A 23,978-nucleotide genomic window follows, 5' to 3' on the forward strand; every position below is an offset into this window, starting at 1 on the left:
CGACCAATTACTCGCTTTCGTTACCGTTTTTTGCTTCATCATCACGAATCACTTCGTCGATCAAAGCAGACATTCGCGACCCATTGACCACACTCTGGTCATAATGGAAACGCAAATGCGGCATAACTCGAAGTTTTACTTCTTTTGCCAAACGGCCACGTAAGAAACCTTTCGCACTGTCTAGGGCTTCTTGATTTTCAGCCAATACTTCTGGCTGATCGTCTTTACCCAAAACCGTGTAATAAATGTCCGCGTAGCCTAAATCTTTGGCCACACGCACTTCGTTGATAGTAACCAACCCTAAACGCGGGTCTTTTACTTCAAACTGGATCAAGGACGCCAGCTCCTTTTGGAGCTGGTCACCAATCCGACTAGTACGACTAAATTCGCCTGCCATGATTTTGTCCTATTAAAGAGTACGCGCAACTTCGACGGTTTCAAAAACCTCGATTTTATCGCCTACCTTAACATCGTTGTAGTTCTTAACACCGATACCACATTCCATGCCTTTGCTAACATCGTTAACCGCATCTTTGAAGCGACGAAGAGACTCAAGTTCACCTTCGTAAATAACAACATCATCACGCAATACACGAATCTGCTTATTACGGTATACCGTGCCTTCAATAACCATACAGCCAGCAATCAAACCGAACTTAGGAGAACGGAATACATCACGTACTTCTGCTGTACCTTGGATGTCTTCGCGAAGATCTGGAGTCAACATACCAGACAAGGCAGATTTCACATCGTCGATAATGTTGTAGATTACGCTGTAGTAACGTAGATCAATGCTTTCACGCTCAATGAATTGCTTCGCAGATGCGTCCGCACGAACGTTGAAACCAAAGATAACCGCTTCAGAAGCAAGCGCTAATGTCGCGTCTGTTTCGGTAATACCACCAACACCGCTAGAAACGATGTTCACTTGCACTTCTTCAGTATTCAAGTCAGTCAATGACTTGATTAAGGCTTCCAAAGAACCACGCACATCGGCTTTAAGCACAACATTAAGCGTACGAACTTCGTCTTTGCCCATTTCAGAGAACAAGTTCTCTAATTTCGCAGAATACTGACGAGCAAAGCGTACTTCACGGTATTTGCCTTGACGGAAGTTAGCCACTTCACGCGCTTTACGCTCATCAGCCACCACGATGAATTCTTCACCGGCTTCTGGCGTACCATCTAGACCTAGAATTTCTACTGGGATAGAAGGACCAGCACTGTCGATTGCTTTACCATTTTCGTCTAACAAGGCACGAACACGGCCCATTTGTAGACCAGCCAAAACGATATCGCCTTTGCGCAAAGTACCATTTTGAACCAACAAGGTAGCAACCGAACCGCGACCACGGTCAAGACGAGACTCAACCACAACACCTTTACCTGGAGAGCTAGGTACAGCGTTCAGTTCAAGTACTTCAGCTTGCAATAGAACCGCTTCTAGAAGCGCTTCGATGCCTTCACCAGACTTAGCAGAAACACCAACGAATTGGATGTCACCACCCCATTCTTCAGGCACAACTTCTTGAGCCACTAATTCGTTTTTAACACGATCAATGTCAGCGCCATCTTTGTCGATTTTAGTCATCGCAACAACCATAGGAACACCGGCTGCGCGAGAATGCTGAATCGCTTCGATTGTCTGTGGCATAACACCGTCATCCGCAGCACAAACAAGAATAACAATGTCTGTTGCTTTCGCACCACGTGCACGCATAGAGGTAAAGGCGGCGTGTCCAGGTGTGTCTAGGAAACTGATCATGCCATGTGGTGTTTCAACGTGGTAAGCACCAATGTGCTGTGTAATACCACCAGACTCACCCGCGGCAACACGAGTCGTTCGGATGTAATCAAGTAGCGATGTTTTACCATGGTCTACGTGACCCATTACCGTCACAACAGGTGCGCGTTTGATTGCTTCACCTTCATAATCGATGGCTTCAAGCATGTCATTTTCGACTGCGTTTTCATCGATGAATTTAACCGTGTGACCCATTTCTTCAACAACCAAGGTCGCTGTATCGCGGTCAATAGTTTGGTTAATGGTCGCCATTGCGCCCATTTTAAACATCACCTTGATCACTTCAGCGGCTTTGATTGACATTTTTTCTGCAAGATCAGCAACAGTAATGCTTTCCGGCAGAGCAACTTCATGGATCTGAGGCGCTGTCGGTTTTTGGAAGCCGTGTTCTTGCTTAGAAGGTTTCTTACCTTTACGTCCCAGTTTACCGCGACGGAAATCATCATCGCCGTTTACATTTACGCGGGAACGCTTGTTATCTGAGTTATTACGGCCACGAGGCTTGTTATCGCCGTCTTGGCGAGGGGCCCCTTTTTTACCTTTAGGCGCAACTGGCGATTTTTTATTGTCCATCGCTGGTTGAGACGCTTTTTTCGTCACTTTAGGCTGTTTTGGTGCTTCCACGGGTTCTGCCGCTCCTATATCGGAGTCATTCTGCTCCGTATCGTTTTGCACATCAGCATTTGAAACAGTGGATTTCACCGCCTCCTGACGTGCTTTTTCTTCGGCTTCAGCTTTGGCTTTTGCCGCCTTTTCCGCTTCAAGCTTGCGCTCAGCTTCAAGACGAGCCTGTTCTTCGGCCTCTAGACGCGCCTGCTCTTCGGCCTGACGCTGCGCAAGAACTTCTTGTTGCTTCTGAAGTTCCTCATCGGCATCATTTCGCTTCACATAAGTGCGCTTTTTCTTAACAGCAACATTAACTGCTTTACCGCCATCACTGCGGGACAAGGTACTGGTCTTTTTACGCTGCAATGTAATACGCTGCGCTCCATCATCCTCATCGCCGTGCTGACGTTTTAAATAGTTTAACAGTATTTGCTTTTCAACATCAGAGACGTCTTGATTTTCACTCTTTTGAGGAAGACCAGCGTCTTTCATCTGAGCCAGTAGCTTATCGACTGGTGTATCCACCAATTCGGATAGTATCTTTACGGTTTGAACTGTCATTAAGTTCCCCCTTATGTACTCAGATTTTACTCAGATTCAGCAAACCATGGTGCACGCGCAGTCAAGATGAGTGTGCCGGCACGCTCTTCTGTCATATCGTCGATATCAAGTAGCTCATCAACAGACTGCTCGGCAAGATCTTCCATCGTGATCACGCCTTTAGAAGCAAGAACAAGAGCAAGGTGATTATCCATCCCCTCCATCTCTAAAAGGTCTGCTGCTGGCTTAGCACCATCTAACTGCTCTTCAGCTTGAAGCGCTTGGTTTAGCAAGGCCTCTTTTGCACGAGAACGTAATTCGTTTACTAAATCTTCATCAAATCCGTCGATGTCTAACATTTCTTCCATTGGGACGTAAGCCACTTCCTCTAAGGAAGCAAATCCCTCTTCGACCATTTGAATAGCCAAATCGTCGTCAATTTCCAAGTTATCAACAAACAAGTCGATCAACTTTTGTGACTCTTCTTGCTGTTTCGCCTCGGCGTCTTCGCTCGTCATCACATTTAAAGCCCAACCTGTTAATGTTGAAGCTAGACGAACATTTTGGCCATTACGACCAATGGCTTGCGCAAGGTTGTCACTTTTTACTGCAACATCCATAGAATGCGCGTCTTCATCAATCACAATAGAATCAACTTCAGCAGGAGCCATTGCGTTGATGACTAATTGAGCTGGATTATCATCCCAAAGGACGATATCAACTCGTTCACCATTCATTTCATTTGAAACAGCCTGTACACGAGCGCCGCGCATGCCCACACAAGCACCAATTGGGTCAATACGACGGTCATTGGTTTTTACTGCAATTTTTGCACGTAAGCCTGGATCACGAGCCGCGCCACGAATTTCAATCACTTCTTCAGAGATTTCTGGCACTTCTAAACGGAATAACTCGATCATAAAGGCAGGAGAGTTACGTGACAAAATAAGTTGTGGACCACGATTGTCTTCGCGAATTTCTAACAACAAGGCACGAATACGATCATTCATGCGGAATGTTTCACGAGAAATCAGCTGATCTTTTGGCAACGCTGCTTCTGCATTTTCACCAAGATCAACAATCAAGCTGTCACGAGTCACTTTCTTCACTTGACCGTGTACCAGTTTGCCTACTTTTTCTGAGTATCGAGCAACCACTTTTGCACGTTCAGCTTCACGTACTTTTTGTACGATCACTTGTTTCGCTGTTTGTGCAGCGATACGGCCAAACTCTTCAGACTCAACTTCTTCTTCGTACACTTCACCGATGCCAACACCAAGATCTTGTTCTTCGGAGTCATCGATTGTTAATTCGGAAGCTGGCGCAGAGTAATCTTCATCAGCGACGATATTCCATTGACGGTATGTTTTATAATCACCTGTACGCTGATCAATAGAAACACGAATAACGGCGTCTTCTTCAAAACGACGTTTGGCAGCACTAGCTAAAGCAATTTCAACGGCTTCGAAAATAACTTGTTTCGGAACATCTTTTTCGTTGGAAACGGCTTCCACTACCAAAAGAATCTCTTTGCTCATCCTTTTAGCCTCTCTTCAAGGTTAATTTTTAAAATTGTGGAACAACATTTGCCTTTTCGATCAAGTCGATCGGCAATAGGTATTCTTCTTGGTCTACACGGATAACGATGTCTTCGTTTTCGATACCCACTAACTGCCCTTTAAACTTGCGACGTCCATCAAATGGAACACGTAAGCGCAGAGAAACAATAGATCCTACATAAGCTTGGTACTGAACCAGATCAAACAACGGACGATCCAACCCAGGAGAAGACACCTCTAGGTTGTATTCCCCTGTAATTGGGTCCTCAACGTCTAGGATAGAGCTGACTTGTCGGCTGACTTGAGCACAATCTTCGACATCTATCCCTTTCTCAGCTTCGGTTTCAATAAAGATACGAAGCACAGAATCCTTACCCTGAGATAAGTATTCCATTCCCCAAAATTGAAACCCCAAACCTTCTACGACAGGTCGGATTAGTTCTTCTAAAATCGTATATTTCGCTGACAATCGCTTTCTCCGAAACGGTAATTTTCTAAACGCAGAAACAAAAAACGGGCTCGCGGCCCATTTCCATTTATAACCAGTCACAGTGCAGATAACAAAAAACCCCATATAGGGGTCCTCATAGCTCGCCTTAAGAATACAATTAAGAGAGCTGCCATTCGAAAATGGCTTGTCATTCCAAAACTCAACACTGAGTAAAAATTGGTTGCGGAGGCTGGATTCGAACCAACGACCTTCGGGTTATGAGCCCGACGAGCTACCAGACTGCTCCACCCCGCGACAAACTAACGACACTATACAGGAAATATAACGTCAACTCAATATTGGTACCGATGGCCGGACTCGAACCGGCACAGCCTAAGGCCACCACCCCCTCAAGGTGGCGTGTCTACCAATTCCACCACATCGGCATAACCACACTACGTTCCAATTTACTAATTAGTTGTTGGTAAATCGGACGTTGTATCTGAGGATTTCTTATCATCACCTAGTTTAGGCATTTCAACGCTGTCATCTACTTGAGACGCGATAGGTACCAAATCGTGAGCACCAGAAACACCGTTTGCTTTTTCGCTGGCAAAATATGCCAAGCCAAAGCTTGTCAAGAAAAACACTAGCGCAAACACAGCCGTCATACGACCAAAGAAGCTACTGTTACCCTGACTACCAAATACAGTTTGAGAAGCGCCACCACCAAAAGAGGCTCCAGCGTCTGCACCTTTACCTTGCTGTAGCAATACTAGAGCGATAATCAAAATCGCCGCCAATACATGCAGAACTAACACAAGTGCTTCCATTAAATTAACCTGCCGCTTTTACTATTTCTAAAAATTCTTTTGCATCAAGTGATGCACCACCTACCAAAGCACCATCTATATCAGGCATCGCAAATAAAGCACGACTGGTTGACGCCTTTACACTGCCGCCATATAGAATCTGAACACGCTGAGCAACAAGGTCTGAGGATTTAGCGATGAAAGCTCTGATCCCGCAATGCACTTCTTGCGCTTGCTCTGATGTTGCCGATAGTCCTGTACCAATTGCCCAAACAGGTTCGTAGGCAATTACTATACGATTAAACGCTTCCACACCCAACAAACTCAAAACTGCTTGAATTTGTCTTTCGCAAACAGCCAGTGTTTGCCCTGCTTCACGCTCTTCCAATGTTTCACCAATGCAAAACATAGGAGTAAAATCTTTATTAAGCAGTGACTGTATTTTCAAAGCGACAAGATCATCAGTTTCCCCATAAAGGGAGCGACGCTCTGAATGCCCTACTAAGACATACTTAACGCCAAAATCTTCTAACATTGAAGCCGATACTTCGCCAGTGAAAGCGCCGCTTTCTTTGTCACTTACATTTTGCGCAGCCAGTTTGATCAGATCGCTCTGGGCACATAAAGTAGACACTAAATGCAAGTAAGGGAACGAAGGAGATACAACCACTTCAGAATTAGAGTGACCCGCCTTAAGCAAATCAGTTACAAGCGCTGTAATTGACTCTGTCGAGCCATTCATTTTCCAGTTACCCGCAACTATTTTTTGACGAATCATACTCTAACCCTTAAATTCGAGGCGCCCATTCTATGGAATGGCGCGCATTGTTTCAAGCATTTATTTTTGCCTAAAGCAAAAACACCTTAACGCATCAATACAAATTAACCCGCCACCACAGCATTCACTTCATCGACTAAATATTCGATCAGCTCATCAACCGTTTCATCATCTCGGCCTTCAACCATAACGCGAATCAAAGGCTCTGTTCCAGAAGCGCGCAAAAGCACACGCCCCAAGCCATTTAATCGCTCGTTGGCCACCGCTATGGCTTTTTGCAAAGAAGGCACTTCCGTTGGCACAAAGCGTTTCTCTACACGGATATTTTTCAGTTTCTGTGGAAACTTAACCAAACCTTTTAGCAATTCTTCTAGTGTTTTTTCTTCTTCGATCATGGCTCTAAGCACTTGAAGAGCCGCTATAATGCCGTCTCCCGTGGTCGTAATAGAACGACAAACAATGTGCCCTGATGGCTCACCACCTAACACCCAGCCATGCTGAACCAATTTTTCGTTAACGTATCGGTCACCTACAGCGGCCCGACTAAAGCCAATTCCGCTTTCAGAAAACGCCAACTCAAGACCGAAATTACTCATTAAGGTACCAACCACACCACCGCTAAAGCGGCCAGTTTGCATCAAGTGGTTAGCAATCACATACAAGACATCATCGCCGTCGCGCACAACACCATTATGGTCAACCAAAATCAATCGATCGCCGTCACCATCGAGCGCAATACCAATGTCTGCTTTTTCAGCCAATACGGTTTCACGCAATAGCTCTGGTTTAGTGGCACCACTGATCTCATTAATATTCAGCCCATCTGGACTAATACCAATGGCGATAACATCCGCACCCAACTCAGAGAACACACGAGGTGCAACGTGATAGGTTGCACCATCGGCACAATCAACAACAATTTTCAAACCGCTCAGCTGAAGGCCGATCGGAAAAGTCCCTTTGCAATATTCAATGTAGCGCCCAGCCGCATCTTCAATGCGTCTAGCCCGACCAATCAAACTTGAATCAACCACTTCCATTGGCTGATCTAGGTAATATTCAATTCGCTCTTCAAGCTCATCTGAAATTTTTCCACCCTCGGCAGAAAAGAACTTAATACCGTTGTCCGTATAAGGATTGTGAGAAGCACTAATGACAATGCCGGCACTTGCACGGAAGGTTCGCGTTAAATAAGCAATAGCTGGTGTTGGCATAGGCCCAACAAGACGCACATCAGCGCCCGCCGCCACAATCCCAGACTCCAACGCCGACTCAAACATATAGCCAGAAATGCGCGTGTCTTTACCGATTAAGATTTTCTTATCTTTCTCTTTAAACACCTGACCAGCAGCCCAGCCAAGTTTTAACATAAATTCTGGCGTAATTGGCGTCGTGCCGACCTTACCTCGAATTCCATCCGTTCCAAAATACTTGCGCATTATACTTCTCTCTCAATACGATACATCAGCTCTAACATGTCCACATGAGGCTTCACATCATGAACTCTAAATAATCGAGCACCTTGGGAATAGGTCGCAGCGTTCGCCCCCATGGTTCCATAAAGACGCTCATCGACAGGCACACTTAGCACCTCACCAATCATTGTTTTACGCGACAACCCGATCAAAACAGGAAACCCTTTACGCCTAAAATCTACCGTGTGATTTAACAGCGCAAGATTGTGTGGCAAAGATTTTCCAAAGCCGACACCTGGGTCCAAAATCAATTTATCTCGACCAATACCAACCGCTTCACAAGCCGCAACACGTGCCATCAAGTACGCGTTCACTTCCTCTACAACAGAATCATACACCACATCATCCTGCATGGTGCTTGGACTGCCTCGCATGTGCATAAGACAAACAGGCAACCCAGTGTTGGCCGCTGCTTGGAGCGCACCTTCTCGCTCTAACGCTCGCACATCATTGATCAGCCCAGCCCCTAAACGCGCACTTTCAGACATTACCGAGGGAGTACTGGTGTCAACAGAAATAATCGTATCAAAGCGCGCTTTAATGGCTTCAACAACCGGCAGCACGCGATCCATTTCTTCTTCAACACTAACAGGAAGGGCACCTGGCCGAGTGGATTCTCCTCCCACATCAATGAAGCTTGCACCATCCAAAATCATTCTTTCGGTTTTCGCTAAAGCATCATCAAGGGAAGAATAAGACCCGCCATCAGAGAACGAGTCTGGGGTGACATTTAATATCCCCATTACATGAGGACGAGACAAGTCGAGCGACTTGTCTCCAAAGGTCATAAAAGACATTCACTATCCATAGACATGACTATCGAGTGAGTTAAGACTCACCCGATATTTTAGAGTTAGTAGAGCTCGCAGGATTAGCAGAAGAATCAAGATCATCTTGAGTCTCTACTTTTGCTTCTTCTACCTCTTGATCAGACGCTTTTGTCTCATCGTTTTCAGACTTAGCATCACCCGCTGGCGCATTGCCACTTGGATCCGTCCAACCTTCTGGTGGAGATGGCTTCTTGCCATCCATAATCTCTTTGATTTGTTTTGCATCAATCGTTTCATATTGCATCAAAGCCTCTGCCATAACATCCAGCTTGCTGCGGTTGTCATTTAGGATTTGTGATGCTTTTTCGTAACAACGATTAATAATATCCTGAACTTCGGCGTCAATTATTTTGCCAGTTTCAGGAGAGAAGTAGTTTGCCTTGCTTCCTGTTGGGCCTGAGATATAGCTGCCACTATTATCGTCTTCTTCATAGGCGAATGGTCCTAGTTTTTCAGATAAGCCCCATTTCGTCACCATGTTTCGAGCAATGCTTGTTGCGCGCTCAATATCATTCGATGCACCGGTCGATACGCCATCAAAACCATGAATGATTTCTTCTGCTATACGGCCGCCATACAAACTACAAACTTGGCTCTCAAGACCTGTCTTACTCACACTGTATTTGTCTTCTTCAGGCAAATACATGGTTACACCCAAGGCGCGTCCACGAGGAATAATAGACACTTTATAAACAGGATCATGCTCAGGCACTAAATAACCAATGATGGTGTGACCCGCTTCATGATAAGCCGTATTCAGCTTCTCTTTCTCATTCATCACCATGGTTTTGCGCTCTGCGCCCATGAGGATTTTGTCTTTCGCCAGTTCAAGCTGCTCCATATTCACCAAACGGCGATTAGAGCGTGCTGCAAACAACGCTGCTTCATTGACTAGGTTAGCCAAATCGGCACCAGAGAAACCCGGTGTACCACGTGCAATGTTTTTCGGTTCAACATCATCATCACAAGGCACTTTACGCAAATGCACTTTAAGAATTTGTTCGCGACCACGAATATCAGGCAAACCAACCTGTACTTGACGGTCAAAACGACCAGGACGCAACAACGCAGGGTCTAGCACGTCAGGACGGTTAGTCGCCGCAATAACAATAATACCTTCGTTGCCTTCAAAACCATCCATTTCAACCAACAATTGGTTCAATGTCTGCTCACGCTCATCATTACCGCCGCCCATACCGGAACCACGATTTCGACCTACTGCGTCAATCTCATCAATAAAGATGATGCAAGGGGCGTGTTTTTTCGCTTGTTCAAACATGTCGCGTACACGAGATGCACCCACACCCACAAACATTTCAACAAAGTCAGAACCAGAAATGGTGAAGAAAGGCACTTTTGCCTCACCAGCAATCGCTTTAGCCAGCAATGTTTTACCAGTACCTGGAGGACCACACATCAAAATACCACGAGGTATTTTACCGCCTAAGCGCTGAAATTTACTCGGCTCTCTTAAGAAGTCGACTAACTCTTCGGTGTCTTCTTTTGCTTCGTCACAACCTGCCACATCGGCAAAGGTTGTTTTAATTTGATCTTCTGGTAATAAGCGTGCCTTTGATTTACCAAAGGACATAGGGCCGCCTTTACCACCGCCACCGCCTTGCATCTGGCGCATAAAGAACATAAAAATGGCCAAGATAAGCAAGATAGGGAAACTGGCTACCAGCAGTTGAGTCCAAATACTTTGGCGCTCAGGCATTTTGCCTTCTACAACGACTTTATTGCTTAACAAGTCATCCATGATCTTTGGATCTGCCGCCGCTGGGCGAACCGTATCAAAAGTGTCACCACTGGTGCGCGTACCGCTAATGGTATAACCATCAACAACCACTTTCGCGATGCGGCCATCATGAACCTCTTGGACGAACTCAGAATAAGAAATTCGATTTGTGTCAGATGTCGTATTAAAATTGTTGAATACGGTCAGTAGCACAGCGGCAATGACCAACCACAACAGTATATTTTTCAGCATATCGTTCAAGAGCTCACCTCTAAACGGTTATATTTAATGTTTCCAGTATCATACCAGAACACGCTTAATTAACCTTTGTATTGTCTTCCTAATAAATAAACTTCGCGGCTACGTGCACGCGATGCTTCCGGTTTTCGTGTTACAACGCTCGCAAACTGCGCACGCATAGCTTTGAGATATTCCTCAAAACCCTCTCCTTGAAACACTTTCACCAAGAAGTTCCCGCCGGGACGCAACACTTGCGCCGCCATATCCAAAGCCAGCTCTACAAGATACATAGCCTGAGGCTGATCAGACGCACTATTACCACTCATATTGGGGGCCATATCTGAAATTACAAGATCTGCCTTTTCATCCCCCATTTCTGCCAAAATGGCTTCATAGACACTTTGCTCAGTAAAATCACCTTGCACAAAGGTGACACCTGGCAAAGGCGCCATTTCAAGAATATCAGACGCGACTATCGTGCCCTTATCCCCAACCAGTTTCGCTGCGATTTGAGACCACCCACCAGGGGCCGCCCCCAAATCAACCACCCTGATCGCAGGGCGGAACAATTTGTCTTTATCGTTAATCTCTATCAGCTTATAGCTGGCTCTAGAGCGATAACCATCTTGCTGGGATTTTTTGACATATGGATCGTCAAAATGTTCCTTCATCCAACTATTACTACTTTTTGATCTTGCCACGGTTTCATCATACCTAAATCAGTCTATATTCCGCTATAATATCGCTTAACCTCTAAAGCCTCCAATAAAGAGGGTTAACTAAGATGAGAAATTTTTATTATGAGTCTGACAAACGCACAAAAAAAGCAATATCGCTTAATTGGTCACGCCCTTAATCCTGTTGTTATGATCGCAGGTAACGGCTTAACGGAATCGGTACTAACCGAAATCGATCGTGCTCTAGAAGATCACGAGCTAATCAAGGTTCGTATTAGCGTCATGGATCGTGACGTAAGAACAGCACTGATTGCAGAAATCAGTAAAATCATGAAGTGTGAAGTGGTCCAAACGATTGGTAAGGTTGCACTTTTTTACCGCGCAGCGTTAGAAGCTAACCCAAAGCTTTCCAACCTACTTCGCTAAGAACGTCAGTGAAATAGCCTAGCTGTTTAAAAAATAGGCTATTTCACTAAACTTACCTGGAATTTGGCCGATATCCTTTGTATCTCATAAAGGATTCATCCAATGCTATTTATAGAAGCTTTAAATAGAGTCGGAACTCAGCCGAACAAACCTCAGGCGACAGGCAAATTAAAAAACCGTCCTTTGATGACACAGAAAGACTCTGTGGACCTAAGCACGGCCGCGAATGAAGTGAAAGAAATTCACTTAGACAGCGAACAAAAAACACCACTAACAGCTTCATCTAGTATTTTTGCAAATCTGATCGAACACATTCTTAATCACATATTAAACACTGAGCTATCCATTCTGTCTCCAGAAGAGCTCAATATAGACAACAAAGAATGGCGTCTTTTCTTACAAGCCCCTCCCAACAGAGCCCAATCTGACGCGCCGGTCATCAACAGCAACAGTTATCAAGAGCCTGAAATAAAAAAGCAGCCTGCAAAAAAGCAGCTACGCTTTCGCATTCCAGTAAAACCTGCTTACGGCAACCCCGTCGAAATGACCGTTCTGCTGTCTGCCCATCAAGGGTCACCAGAAATACCGTATTTTTTCTCACACATCCCAAAGGAAAATACACTGCCCTTATTAAAAACGCCTTACACGCCCGAATTTATCGGCCAGCAGATTACCTACTACCATATTCTGCTGGATCTAGACGGCGAGCCGGATCAACTGTCGCCTTTATACCCCTTGCTCACACCGCCGCCGTCAGAGGAAGACAATAAAACACCCGACATTTATGGCTTACGGCTTTGGCGAACCCAAGGCGCGAGCCTTCGTCCTATTGTTCTTGGTGACAAAAAAATGGGGCTTTTGTACATTGGGCATTACCCACCGCTCAACAGCCACGCTCAAGCACTCAAAGAAACCAACAGAAAAAGCAATTACCTTTATACAAAGGCATGACTTTTTCTATCAATGCAAAAAAAAGGCCCTTCAAAACTGAAGGGCCTTTTTAATATTCAAACAAAGAACTAGATGCTAAAGCTTGCGCCACAACCACAAGTTGATGTCGCATTAGGGTTTTTCACGGTAAAGCGAGAACCTTCCAAGTTTTCTTGGTAATCCACTTCTGAACCAACCAAGTACTGAAAGCTCAAAGGATCTACCACTAGCGTCACACCATCTCGCTGAACTTCTGTATCGTCTTCTTGATGCTCTTCATCAAACGTAAAACCATACTGAAACCCAGAACAACCGCCTCCTGTCACATAAACACGCAACATTAAGCGATCGTTTTCTTCTTCCTCAATCAGAGTTTGCAACTTAGCTGCCGCCGCCGAAGTAAACTCGATGGGATTTGCCGATTCAACAACACTCATTTTGATACCACTAAACCTAATTTAAGAATAATCAAATTATCCTCTTATCCTAGTAAAATAGTCAAGTATTGATCAATGCTCTCGCGTTGAACGGAACGAAACTTCAGGCCACTTTTCTTCAGCCATCATCAGGTTTACGCGGGTTGGCGCCAAATACGTCAAATGTCCGCCGCCATCGATTGCCAAGTTATCTGCACATTTTCGTTTAAATTCTTCAAAACGCTTTGGATCTTCACAATCAACCCAGCGCGCACTGTTGACGTTAACCGCTTCGTAAATACACTCAACCTTGTACTCATCTTTCAAACGGTAAGCCACCACTTCGTACTGCAGCTGACCAACCGCACCAACAATCAGCTCATTATTGCGCTGTGGCATAAATAACTGTGTCGAACCTTCTTCAGACAGTTGTTGCAAACCTTTCTGCAAGGCCTTCATCTTCATTGGGTCTTTAAGGCGAACACGGCGGAAAAGTTCAGGCGCAAAGTGTGGAATACCGGTAAATTTAAGGTCTTCACCTTCGGTGAACGTATCACCGATCTGAATCGTGCCATGGTTATGCAGACCTATGATGTCACCAGAAAAAGCTTCTTCAACCCCTTCTCGATCACCGGCGGTAAAGGACACCGCATCGGTAATTTTAATGTCCTTGCCTAAGCGGCAATGGCGCATTTTCATACCACGGCTATAAGTCCCTGAACACACTCGCATAAAAGCAATACGGTCACGGTGTTTCGGGTCCATATTGGCTTGAATTTTAAAGATAAAGCCGGAAAACTTCTCTTCCGTCGCTTCTACTTTACGAGTGTTGGTTTCACGACCAATCGGTGATGGTGACCACTCAACAAAGCCATCTAACATTTCACGTACGCCAAAGTTAGACAGTGCCGTACCAAAAAACACAGGCGTTAATTCACCATTTAAGTACGCTTCTTGATCAAATTCATGACTTGCACCGCGCACCAATTCGATTTCATCAACATAAGCTTCCCAGTCATCACCAAGCAATTCTTTAGCTTCATCCGACTGTAAACCTTCAATGCGAATATCGTCCATCAAGGTATGTCCGCGACCACGAACAAACACATGAATCGTATCGGTATAAAGGTTGTAGACCCCTTTAAAGAAGTCGCTCATACCAATCGGCCAGGTAATGGGGGCCGCAGCAATTTTCAAAACGTCTTCGACTTCATCTAACAAATCAATAGGATCACGAATATCACGGTCCATTTTATTGATGAAGGTTAAAATAGGCGTATCACGTAAACGACAGACATCCATCAATTTGATCGTGCGATCCTCGACCCCTTTTGCGCCATCGATGATCATCAACACTGAGTCTACAGCGGTCAATGTGCGATAAGTATCTTCCGAGAAATCTTCGTGCCCAGGTGTATCCAACAAATTGACGGTACGACCTTTATAAGGAAACTGCATGACAGAAGACGTAATAGAGATACCACGTTGCTTCTCCATGGCCATCCAGTCTGAGGTCGCATGCTTATCGCCTTTGCGCCCTTTTACCGAACCTGCGGTTTGAATAAGCTGCCCAAGCAACAACAATTTTTCGGTAATCGTAGTCTTACCAGCATCCGGGTGAGAGATGATGGCGAACGTGCGACGCTCATCGACTTTACTAATAAATTCTTGACTCATCTTTATAGGATTCTCTTTTATGCACGTTTTTATTGGATACAAAACGTGTTTTATGCAATTTTTTACTGTTGGGCGGGATTCTATCAAAACCCCTTTCTTTTCGCTCATTTAAAAATTCAGAAGTTTCGCACGAGTTAGCCCATTCACTTTTATTAGCGCGCTCATCCCATCTCGTTTTAAAGGTAAATCGGCAAGGCCGTGTTGCCTTTCACTTGCCGCACAGCAAGGTGCGTATGGAAGTCTTTCACACTGGATAAGCGATGCAGCTTTCTGGTAAAGGCTTCAAAGCCGGCTAAATCTTTGCTCACCACTTCCACTAGGTAATCGTAAGCGCCAGAAACAATATGCACATTAATGGCTTCTTCTATGGCCGAAATATCCCGTTCAAAATCCTCAACCGACGACGCCTGATGATTATTCAAACGCACGTCCACAAAGAAGCTCATGCCTATGCCGACTTTTGTTTTGTTTAAGCGCGCTTGGTAGGACTCAATGTAACCTTCCTCCTCTAGGCGCTTTAAACGTCTTGCACACGGTGAGGGTGACAAACCAACCTTCTCTGACAATTCTGCCGTAGAGAGTCGCCCATCGCTTTGAATAATCTTTAGTATGTCTTTATCAATTCGATCCATAGTGACGCCGATATCCATCAGTATTTAATTTTAAAACGCTTCTTTCCACCAAGATTAACAAAATTAGAGATCAATTTGCCAGATAAAAGCGTCCATCACAGGAGATAATAGCAGTCATAACAAGCCACTCTAAACCGAGTATTTTAGCCATGAAACAGATTGAATTAAGCCCTCAAATTAGCCGCTCGAAAGACACCTTCCCTCCTCTTCTGATGGGCTATATTGCGATGACACTGGTGCTGTTAATCTGGTCTGGCTTTGCGCTGACTATGCGCGCGATTCACAGTTCGCCTTTGGCCACTGCCGATGTGGCCCTTATTCGCTTTGCGGTGCCTTTTATCTTGCTGCTGCCCTTTCTTCCTTCTCGTTTCCAACAGATCAAGAACGCAAGATGGTCGGATATTATGCTGATTTTATTGGGTGGCTTGCCCTTCTTCTTTCTGGCCGCTTATGGCGCAAGTAAAGTACCGACGGCTTATGTGGGGAACTTTTTAGTCGGCACTCAACCTTTTTTTGTGCCTACGCTTTTGTATCTAGTCTATCGCCAAACCCTTACCAAAACACAAGGTGCTGCGCTTTCTCTTATTCTCATCGGCATCATGGTGATGACCTTTGGCGACAATCAGACCTTATCCAACACTATGAAAGACGGTTTATTGTTTTTGATTGCTGCCAGCATGGTGTGGGCTGTCTATACCATTGGTTTAAAGCGCGCGACGCTAGACCCTATTGCCGTGGCGCTTATTTTATCGGCCATTTCCCTGGTCATAACCATCGCCATGATGATTTTCGGTTTTGTTGACAGCCACTTAGAACAAGCCACTCTGCAAAACTCATTCGCCTTTATTTTGGTTCAAGGGGTAGGTGTTGGCGTATTGGCCACCACAGGCTACACCTATGCAATCCGCCAACTGGGCGCTGCTCGCGCAGCCGTTATGGGGTCTCTCTCCCCAGTACTCACCGCATTACTGGCTTTCCCTATTTTTGGCGAATCACTTTCTATGCCCATTATCGTTGGCATTTCTCTCACCACTATTGGCGTTCTTTTATCAACAAGAACAAAACCGGCTGCCCACAAGGAAAACAACTAATGCTATCCACACTTCCGCCATTAGAAACAGACCCATTATGGGAATTAATTCGCCTATTCAAAGAAGATAAGCGAGACCATAAAATCGATTTAGTCATCGGCGTGTATCGAGACGAATCAGGGCAAACGCCGGTGTTTGATATTGTTCAAAAAGCAGAACATTGGCTTGCCAATAACGCACAATCCAAAGCTTATAAACCGCTGTCTGGCAATGCTCAGTTTAATCATCATATGGGGCAGTTTTTATTGTCGCCAGACAAGGCATCCGCCGCCCATCACTGCACCATACAAACGGTCGGAGGCACAGGGGCACTCCGTGTCTTAGGTGACTTTATTCATCGCCTCTCCCCCAACGCCACCGTCTGGAATACTGATCCAGGTTACATCAATCATCAACCTATCATGGAGGCGGCAGGACTTAGGGTAAACCACTTCAGATGGCAGCAAAAAGAGGGGGTGTTGGACATCGAATCCTGCTTCTCTGATTTGATAGACGCTCACCGCGGCGACATTCTGCTGCTGCACGGTTGCTGTCATAACCCTTCTGGCATTGATCCCACTTTTGCTCAGTGGCAGGCGTTGGCAACCTTCTGTAAAAACACCGGCGTGATCCCGCTTATCGATATGGCTTACCAAGGGTTTGGCGACGGCCCTGAGACCGATGCGGCGGGCTTAAGATGGCTCGTCAGCCAACTGGACCTCGTCTTGATTGCGTCCAGCTGCTCCAAAAACATGGGGCTGTATTGTGAACGCACAGGCGCAGCAACCATAGTCACAAAGGACACGGCACAACAACCTAGTGTAAGAGTGTTATTAGAGCACATTGCACGCGTTAATTACTCAATGCCACCTGATCATGGGGCCGCCGTCGCGGCATTTGTTTTCAACCATCCAGAACAATGGACCGCAGAGCTAACCAAGTGTCGCCTACGAATCTTAACCATTCGCCAGCAACTAGGAAGCACCCTAAAAGCGTTAGGCGCCAGCGCGGAACTGTGCGCTCTAGCCAAGCAAAAAGGCATGTTTTCTTTGTTGCCATTTAGCGCAGCTCAGATGCAACAACTGCAAGAGAAGCACGCCATCTACGGCACCTCTATTGGCCGAATAAACATCGCCGGACTGCAAACCCACCAAATTCGCACCTTGGCCAATGCCTTGATCGACATCAGCCAATGGGGCAATCATAACAACGCGAACCAACTGACCGCCTAATCGCCTTTTTGCACTCAATTACGCGACCAGAACGACAGTAGGTCAAACGTAAAGCACAAAAAAAGGAGCCTCTCGGCTCCTTTTTTATCGCTCATAATGTGTCTTTATTAGCGACTTATTTTTCGTTGTTTAGCGTATCTTGATGGTCATCAGTGATCGCAGTCATTTCAACATTGTCTGCTGGAATCACTTTACGCCCTGGGAACAAACGACGCACCAAGACAAAGAACAAAGGCACGAAGAAGATCGCCAATATGGTCGCTGTCAAAGTACCACCAACGATACCAGAACCAATCGACACTCGGCTATTCGCACCAGCGCCAGTGGAGACAGCCAGTGGCAAAGTACCGACAATAAAGGCCATCGAAGTCATAATGATTGGTCTTAGTCGTAAACGCGCCCCTTCTTTTGCCGCCTCCCACACAGTCGCACCACGCATGTAGGCCGCTTCCGCAAACTCCACAATCAAGATGGCGTTTTTGGATGACAAACCTATTGTCGTGAGCAAGGCAACCTGGAAGTAAACATCGTTCTCCAAGCCTCTTAGATGAGCGGCGAAAACCGCACCAATAACCCCAAGAGGAATCACCAAGATAACCGAGAATGGCACTGTCCAACTTTCATATAGCGCAGCCAAACATAAGAAGACAACCAGAATCGAGATACTGTACAAGACCAACGATTGACCACTGGATTGCTGCTCTTGATAAGACAAGCCACTCCATGCGCCAGTTGTACCAGGCAAACTGCTGGCTACTTTCTGCAACTCACTCATTGCTTGACCAGAACTTACTCCTGGCGCGCCGCTCCCTTGAATTTCATACGCTGGAAGACCATTGAAACGAGCCAAACTTTTCGCCCCATAAGTCCACTTAGACGTAGCGAACGCAGAGAAAGGCGTCATGGTGTCATCGGCACTACGTACATACCAATTTTCAAGGTCATTCGGTGAAGAGCGATATTTAGCATCGCCTTCCACGTAGACTTTTTTCACTCGGCCACGGTCAATAAAGTCATTGACGTAATCACCTGCCCAAGCAGTGCTTAGCGTATTACTAATATCCGACAATGACAGCCCCAGTGCGGACGCTTTCTCTTTATCGATATCAATAAACAACTGAGGCGATTCTGACTGGCTACCCAGACGAACACCCATCAGCAATTTACTTGCATTGGCGTCTTGCAAGAGTTTGTCACGCATTTTCAATAGAGTGGCACGGTCTGTATTACCCGAAGCCTGTAATTCAAAGGTAAAGCCATTACTCTGACCTAGACCACGAATAGAAGGCGGCAACAAACTAAAGATGCGCGCATCGCGTATTTTACCCAGTGCGGCAAAAGAACGACCCACTACGGCCCCAGCACTGTCTTCAGGATTAGGACGTTCAGCCCAATCTTTCAATACCACAAACGCAAGACCGGCATTTTGCCCCGTTCCCATGAAGTTAAAGCCTGAGATAGTAAAGATACTCTTCATATCTTTCTTCTCGTTCACCATGAAGTGATGCTCAATATCACGCATTACTTCATTGGTACGATTCAATGAAGCACCTTCAGGCAAGGACACCATGACAATGACATAACCTTGGTCTTCTACTGGCAAGAAGCCCGTTGGCAAGTTCGTCATCAACCAACTTAGAGCACCAATAATCAAGGCATAGCCAAACATCCAGCGTATCGGGCGCTTAACTAGACGCCCCACGGTATTACTATAAGCGTCTGTCGCACGATCAAAATTGCGGTTGAAGAAACCCGCCAAACCTTTTTCGCTTTCACCGTGACCTGGTTTCAACAAGGTTGCACACAATACAGGCGTTAACGTCAACGCAACCAGTACAGACAAAGCCATAGAAGAAACAATAGTGATAGAGAACTGACGGTAAATAACCCCAGTTGAACCACTAAAGAACGCCATAGGTAAGAATACCGCAGCCAATACAACCGCAATACCGATCAAGGCGCTGGTAATCTCTTGCATGGACTTAAGCGTGGCATCTCGGGGCGATAAATTATCCTCCCGCATGACTCGTTCGACGTTTTCCACCACCACGATGGCATCATCCACCAGCAACCCGATCGAGAGCACAATACCAAACATGGTCAGTACGTTTATCGAATAACCAAACAGGCTCAAAATACCGAAGGTACCTAAAAGCACAACAGGAACCGCAATGGCCGGGATCAAGGTGGCACGCCAGTTCTGCAAGAAGACAAACATCACGACAACAACGAGTACGATCGCTTCAAATAGCGTTTTTACCACTTCCTCAATAGAGTCTTTGATAAAGGCGGTGTTATCCACAGGGTAGGCTAATTTATAGCCATCTGGGAAAGTCCCGTGAAGTTGCGCTAATTTCTGTTTTACCGCTTCAGAGGTCGATAATGCGTTCGCGCCCGGAGAAAGCATGACCGCAATACCGGCCGCAGGGTGGCCATTTAAGCGTGCAATCACATCGTAAGATTCACTGCCTAGCTCTACTTTCGCAACGTCTTTAACTCGAACAATGGCACCAGATTCTTGGTGTGTCAGAATGATATTCTGGAACTCTTTCACCGTTTCCATTTTCGATTGAGCCGTCACGGTTACGTTCAACTCTTGCCCTTGCACAGAAGGACGGCTACCAAGGTCACCGGCTGCAATTTGAACGTTTTGTGCTTCAATCGCACTGGTAATGTCGCTCGGCATTAGGCTGTAAGACGCCAGTTTTAATGGGTCAAGCCAGATGCGCATAGAATATTGCGAACCAAATACCTTGTAATCACCCACACCCGCTACACGAGATACTGGGTCTTGAATATTCGACACGATAAAGTCTGAGATATCACTCGCTTTATCTTTATCTTTTGAGTCGTATATCGCAGCAATCAATAAATAATCGCTGTTTGCTTTTTTAACGGTAACGCCATTGTCCTGAACGGTTTGCGGCAAACGGGATGTTACCTGCTGCACCTTGTTTTGCACTTGAACTTGCGCAATGTCAGGGTCCGTACCTTGTTTAAAGGTAACCGTAATATTAGCGGAGCCATCGGATGAACTGGTAGAAGAGAAGTACAATAAGCCATCGATACCGCTCAACTGTTCTTCAATTACCTGCACGACACTGTTTTCAACCGTCTTTGCAGAGGCCCCAGTGTAGGTAGTTGAAACACTGATGGACGGCGGCGCCACATCAGGATATTGCGCAACTGGGAGCTCAAAAATAGCAGCCACCCCAGTCAGCATAATTGCGATCGCAATCACCCACGCAAAAACGGGACGATTAACAAAAAAACGAGCCAACATATCGATATGTCCTTAGTTTGAAGAAGAAGCTTCTGAAGCGCTAATTTCTTTCATTGTGTCCGTTTTAGAGTCAAATTGAAGCTGAACAACTGACACATCGCTGCCGATACGAACCTTAGACGATCCTTCTACAACCACTTTATCGCCTGCTTTCAAGCCTGAAGTGACCATCCATTGATTGCCGAACGTTCTTGCCGTAGTCAGAATTCTTTGCTCAATTTTGTTGTCTTTATTCACAACATACGATACTGCCTGACCTTTCGCATTACGAAAAACCGCTTGTTGAGGCACTATGATAGCGGCACTGTCCACAGCTTCATTGACTTCACCGCGCACAAACATACCCGGTAAAAGTTTATCGTCTGGGTTAGGGAACTCAGCGCGCAGAGTAACACTGCCGGTTGACTCATCAACACTGACTTCACGGGCTTTTAGAACCCCTTGATGTTCATAGGTTGTGCCATCTTCAAGTACTAAAGAAACCTTGTTATCACTCTTAGTGATATTTGGCTCGTTCAATAAGTTGCGCTTATTCAGTTGGTCTAAACTGGTTTGAGATAAATCCACAAAAATAGGATCAAGTGAACGAACTGTTGCCATTACCGTAGTCTGGCTTGCGGTAACCAAGGCGCCAACGGTTACCTGAGAAATACCAATGCGACCACTGATTGGTGAGCGTACCTTAGTATGCTCTAGATCAATTTTAGCGTTCTCAACGGACGCTTTCGCTTTTTTCTCGCTCGCGACAGCTTCTAAATAAGCCGCGTAAACATCGTCTAAATCCGATTGAGAAACATTATTTTGCTTACGCAGTACTTTGTAACGATTGTAAGTTAGCTCTGCTGACTTAAGGCTCGCAGCCGAGGAGTCTAAATCCGCTTGTGCTTGGTTATAAGTTGCCACATAAGTAGAGTCATCTAATTGATACAGAGGTTGACCCTCTTTTACATCTTGTCCTTCTTCAAAAAGACGCTTTTTAACAATGCCACCCACTTGAGGACGAATCTCAGCAACAAGGCTAGATGCAGTCCGACCTGGTAACTCGGTAGTAAGTACTACTTTTTGAGGTGCTACAACGACAACACCAACTTCCACTTTTGGCGCTTGAGGCGCCGCCGCATTAGAAGATGCCTGTTCTTCACAACCAGCTAAAAGCATGATTAAAAGAGCGCCTGAGGCATATTTGAATTTAGACAACATCGAGGATTTATCCTTTAAGTACATTGAGAATGAACGTTCATTCTCACTATAATCGAACATAACAAACCGTTATACGAATAAACGTGCAAATAAATGAGAACTAGGTGCATTAATAGAAATACAGAGTAAATACGCTATGAAAACCAACTGCATTCAAAAATACACTGATCATCGCCAACGCATTATCGATGCGATGAAAGAGCAAGCAATAAGCAAGGGCTTTCATAAAGCAAGCATGAGCGAAGTCGCCAAATCTGCCGAATTGAGCGTCGGACAGATCTATCGTTATTTTGCACATAAAGATGACATTATTTGTGCATTGGTAGAACAAACAACATCCTATCGCCTAGAATTCATGTCGGAATTCTTAAATAAGCAAAACTGGCTCGCTCGTCATGTCGCGACACCAAACGAAGCCAGACACAATATGCGCATTCTGACGATAGAGATCAAAGCGGAAGCAGCACGCAATACCGTGATCTCTAATATTTGCTACAAATCGCATCTACTCTTGCAGAATAGAGCGATTGAAATAATGCAAGAAAGATACCCAACGATGGGGAAAGAAGAAATTATCGCGCGCATTGATTTGCTGATTACCATTACAGAAGGTTTTATGACGCGCTGGGACGACCAACGGGAGCCCCCATCTACCGCCACCATAAACTTATACAGCAAAGTATTAGAAGATATATTGCCAGGCTAACCTAACACACTGCCGCCCAGCTAAGAGGCCGTGAATATCGCCCTGATCTGAGTCCAGCGACTGATCAGCATCGCCAGAAAAATAAGCCCACACCCAACCAGCTGTTGCTGACTCATCGACTCCGAAAACCATACGGCGGCAAACAAAGAGGTCCAAACAGGCTCAAGGTTCATGATCACGGCCGCATGACTGGTGGGCGTTAAACTTTGCCCGTAGGTTTGCAATAAAAAACGCAAACTGGTGGCAATTAAGGCGCTTGCTAAGAACCAACCAGCCACCTCAAGCGATACACTGCTCGGTAAATCCTCCGAAAACACAGACAAAAGGAGTAAAAAGCACCCAGCTACCATTAGTTGAATCGCGGTCAGCACCAACACGTGAATACGGGTAGATAATCGAGACAATAAATTAAACTGGAACGCAAACGTTAAGGCGGCGCCCAAAAATAACAACTGCGCCACTTCGTAGCTCACGCCATTACCGAGTGCTAAAAAAGCCAACCCAGCCACAGCAACTGGCAGCGCAACCCAAATACTCTTTGGCGGATGATCCTTAAAAATAAAGCGCCCAAATACAGGCACTAAAACCACGCCCAAGCTGGTAATAAAGGCCCCCACACCAAGGTTGGAAGCTCGATCCAGACCACTGATCCAAAACATCATGGCCACGCCCATCACCAAACCGACAAGCATGGCTTTTTTAACGTCATCCCACACTAAGCCATAAAAAAATCGACGCCCTGCCAGCACCAAAATGAAGCCCGCGACCAAAAACCGTGCACCCATAAAAAAAAGTGGTGGTAACCCGGCTAGCGCTTCTTTTGAAAAAATCCAACCAAGGCCGGCCAAAACAGTAACAAAAACCAATATAAATTCGGCTTTTAAGTGCGATCCTTGTTTCAAAATCTGTCCTTAGTA

The 23,978-nt window shown here is 45.6% G+C and carries 21 protein-coding genes and 2 tRNA genes; 5 read left to right on the forward strand and 18 right to left on the reverse strand.

Annotation, left to right across the window (positions count from 1 at the left end):
* Positions 1-7 precede the first annotated feature (7 nt).
* The 12 genes from rbfA to rlmE all read right to left on the reverse strand — a co-directional run bounded on the left by rbfA (position 8) and on the right by rlmE (position 11,513).
* Positions 8-397 (reverse strand): 30S ribosome-binding factor RbfA, encoded by a 390-nt coding sequence (gene rbfA, locus E0D71_RS03250; protein ID WP_115896791.1) that lies wholly within the window; start codon positions 395-397, stop codon positions 8-10.
* Between the two features lie 12 nt (positions 398-409).
* Positions 410-2,971 carry a translation initiation factor IF-2 gene (gene infB, locus E0D71_RS03255; RefSeq protein WP_133001850.1) on the reverse strand — a complete coding sequence of 854 codons (2,562 nt, stop codon included), beginning with the start codon at positions 2,969-2,971 and terminating at the stop codon, positions 410-412.
* A 26-nt stretch (positions 2,972-2,997) separates the two neighbouring features.
* Complete coding sequence (gene nusA / locus E0D71_RS03260) at positions 2,998-4,488, reverse strand: transcription termination factor NusA (RefSeq protein ID WP_133001851.1); 1,491 nt, start codon at positions 4,486-4,488, stop codon at positions 2,998-3,000.
* A gap of 28 nt (positions 4,489-4,516) precedes the next feature.
* The gene (gene rimP, locus E0D71_RS03265; protein ID WP_133002116.1) at positions 4,517-4,978 is read right to left on the reverse strand and encodes a ribosome maturation factor RimP; all 462 of its coding nucleotides are present in this window, start codon (positions 4,976-4,978) and stop codon (positions 4,517-4,519) included.
* Positions 4,979-5,177: 199 nt separating this feature from the next.
* Positions 5,178-5,254, reverse strand: a tRNA-Met gene (locus tag E0D71_RS03270).
* A 45-nt stretch (positions 5,255-5,299) separates the two neighbouring features.
* Positions 5,300-5,385, reverse strand: a tRNA-Leu gene (locus tag E0D71_RS03275).
* A gap of 24 nt (positions 5,386-5,409) precedes the next feature.
* Positions 5,410-5,772 (reverse strand): preprotein translocase subunit SecG, encoded by a 363-nt coding sequence (gene secG / locus E0D71_RS03280; RefSeq protein WP_133001852.1) that lies wholly within the window; start codon positions 5,770-5,772, stop codon positions 5,410-5,412.
* Positions 5,773-5,776: 4 nt separating this feature from the next.
* Entirely contained in the window at positions 5,777-6,529 is a 753-nt protein-coding gene (gene tpiA / locus E0D71_RS03285) for a triose-phosphate isomerase (protein WP_133001853.1), read from the reverse strand.
* Between the two features lie 104 nt (positions 6,530-6,633).
* Positions 6,634-7,968: a phosphoglucosamine mutase gene (gene glmM, locus E0D71_RS03290; RefSeq protein WP_133001854.1), complete on the reverse strand. Its 1,335-nt coding sequence runs from the start codon at positions 7,966-7,968 to the stop codon at positions 6,634-6,636.
* Positions 7,968-8,801, reverse strand: a complete 834-nt coding sequence (folP, locus tag E0D71_RS03295) for a dihydropteroate synthase (protein WP_133001855.1) — start codon at positions 8,799-8,801, stop codon at positions 7,968-7,970. The genes glmM and folP overlap by 1 nt, the downstream gene beginning before the upstream one ends.
* 31 nt (positions 8,802-8,832) lie before the next feature.
* The gene (gene ftsH, locus E0D71_RS03300; RefSeq protein WP_243711913.1) at positions 8,833-10,833 is read right to left on the reverse strand and encodes an ATP-dependent zinc metalloprotease FtsH; all 2,001 of its coding nucleotides are present in this window, start codon (positions 10,831-10,833) and stop codon (positions 8,833-8,835) included.
* 59 nt (positions 10,834-10,892) lie between these two features.
* Positions 10,893-11,513 carry a 23S rRNA (uridine(2552)-2'-O)-methyltransferase RlmE gene (gene rlmE, locus E0D71_RS03305; RefSeq protein WP_133001857.1) on the reverse strand — a complete coding sequence of 207 codons (621 nt, stop codon included), beginning with the start codon at positions 11,511-11,513 and terminating at the stop codon, positions 10,893-10,895.
* 99 nt (positions 11,514-11,612) lie between these two features.
* Between rlmE and E0D71_RS03310 the strand changes: the two genes are divergently transcribed.
* Positions 11,613-11,915: a YhbY family RNA-binding protein gene (locus E0D71_RS03310; protein WP_133001858.1), complete on the forward strand. Its 303-nt coding sequence runs from the start codon at positions 11,613-11,615 to the stop codon at positions 11,913-11,915.
* A gap of 102 nt (positions 11,916-12,017) precedes the next feature.
* The gene (locus E0D71_RS03315; RefSeq protein ID WP_133001859.1) at positions 12,018-12,866 is read left to right on the forward strand and encodes a hypothetical protein; all 849 of its coding nucleotides are present in this window, start codon (positions 12,018-12,020) and stop codon (positions 12,864-12,866) included.
* A gap of 68 nt (positions 12,867-12,934) precedes the next feature.
* On the opposite strand, the gene erpA is transcribed toward E0D71_RS03315, so the two are convergent.
* The 3 genes from erpA to E0D71_RS03330 form a co-directional block, all read right to left on the reverse strand.
* Positions 12,935-13,282: an iron-sulfur cluster insertion protein ErpA gene (gene erpA / locus E0D71_RS03320; RefSeq protein ID WP_115896802.1), complete on the reverse strand. Its 348-nt coding sequence runs from the start codon at positions 13,280-13,282 to the stop codon at positions 12,935-12,937.
* Positions 13,283-13,354: 72 nt separating this feature from the next.
* Complete coding sequence (locus tag E0D71_RS03325; protein WP_133001860.1) at positions 13,355-14,938, reverse strand: peptide chain release factor 3; 1,584 nt, start codon at positions 14,936-14,938, stop codon at positions 13,355-13,357.
* A 176-nt stretch (positions 14,939-15,114) separates the two neighbouring features.
* Complete coding sequence (locus tag E0D71_RS03330) at positions 15,115-15,570, reverse strand: Lrp/AsnC family transcriptional regulator (protein WP_133001861.1); 456 nt, start codon at positions 15,568-15,570, stop codon at positions 15,115-15,117.
* Positions 15,571-15,719: 149 nt separating this feature from the next.
* Here E0D71_RS03330 and E0D71_RS03335 point away from each other — a divergent pair, with 149 nt between their 5' ends.
* Together E0D71_RS03335 and E0D71_RS03340 are read left to right on the forward strand one after the other, a co-directional pair.
* Complete coding sequence (locus E0D71_RS03335; RefSeq protein ID WP_133001862.1) at positions 15,720-16,661, forward strand: DMT family transporter; 942 nt, start codon at positions 15,720-15,722, stop codon at positions 16,659-16,661.
* On the forward strand, positions 16,661-17,872 hold the full coding sequence (locus tag E0D71_RS03340; RefSeq protein ID WP_133001863.1) for an aromatic amino acid transaminase: 1,212 nt from the start codon (positions 16,661-16,663) through the stop codon (positions 17,870-17,872). The genes E0D71_RS03335 and E0D71_RS03340 overlap by 1 nt, the downstream gene beginning before the upstream one ends.
* A 115-nt stretch (positions 17,873-17,987) precedes the next feature.
* Here E0D71_RS03340 and E0D71_RS03345 read toward each other — a convergent pair whose 3' ends face one another.
* Both E0D71_RS03345 and E0D71_RS03350 read right to left on the reverse strand, forming a co-directional pair.
* A complete protein-coding gene (locus E0D71_RS03345) occupies positions 17,988-21,155 on the reverse strand; it encodes an efflux RND transporter permease subunit (RefSeq protein ID WP_133001864.1) in 3,168 nt (1,055 codons plus the stop codon).
* A 12-nt stretch (positions 21,156-21,167) separates the two neighbouring features.
* Positions 21,168-22,355, reverse strand: a complete 1,188-nt coding sequence (locus E0D71_RS03350) for an efflux RND transporter periplasmic adaptor subunit (protein ID WP_133001865.1) — start codon at positions 22,353-22,355, stop codon at positions 21,168-21,170.
* Between the two features lie 136 nt (positions 22,356-22,491).
* On the opposite strand from E0D71_RS03350, the gene E0D71_RS03355 reads away from it, so the two are divergent.
* Positions 22,492-23,061 (forward strand): TetR/AcrR family transcriptional regulator, encoded by a 570-nt coding sequence (locus E0D71_RS03355; protein WP_133001866.1) that lies wholly within the window; start codon positions 22,492-22,494, stop codon positions 23,059-23,061.
* A 20-nt stretch (positions 23,062-23,081) separates the two neighbouring features.
* On the opposite strand, the gene E0D71_RS03360 is transcribed toward E0D71_RS03355, so the two are convergent.
* On the reverse strand, positions 23,082-23,963 hold the full coding sequence (locus E0D71_RS03360) for a DMT family transporter (protein ID WP_133001867.1): 882 nt from the start codon (positions 23,961-23,963) through the stop codon (positions 23,082-23,084).
* Positions 23,964-23,978 lie beyond the last annotated feature (15 nt).

The organism is Marinomonas sp. KMM3893, from assembly GCF_004352855.1.
GTDB classification, from domain to species: Bacteria; Pseudomonadota; Gammaproteobacteria; order Pseudomonadales; family Marinomonadaceae; genus Marinomonas; species Marinomonas arenicola.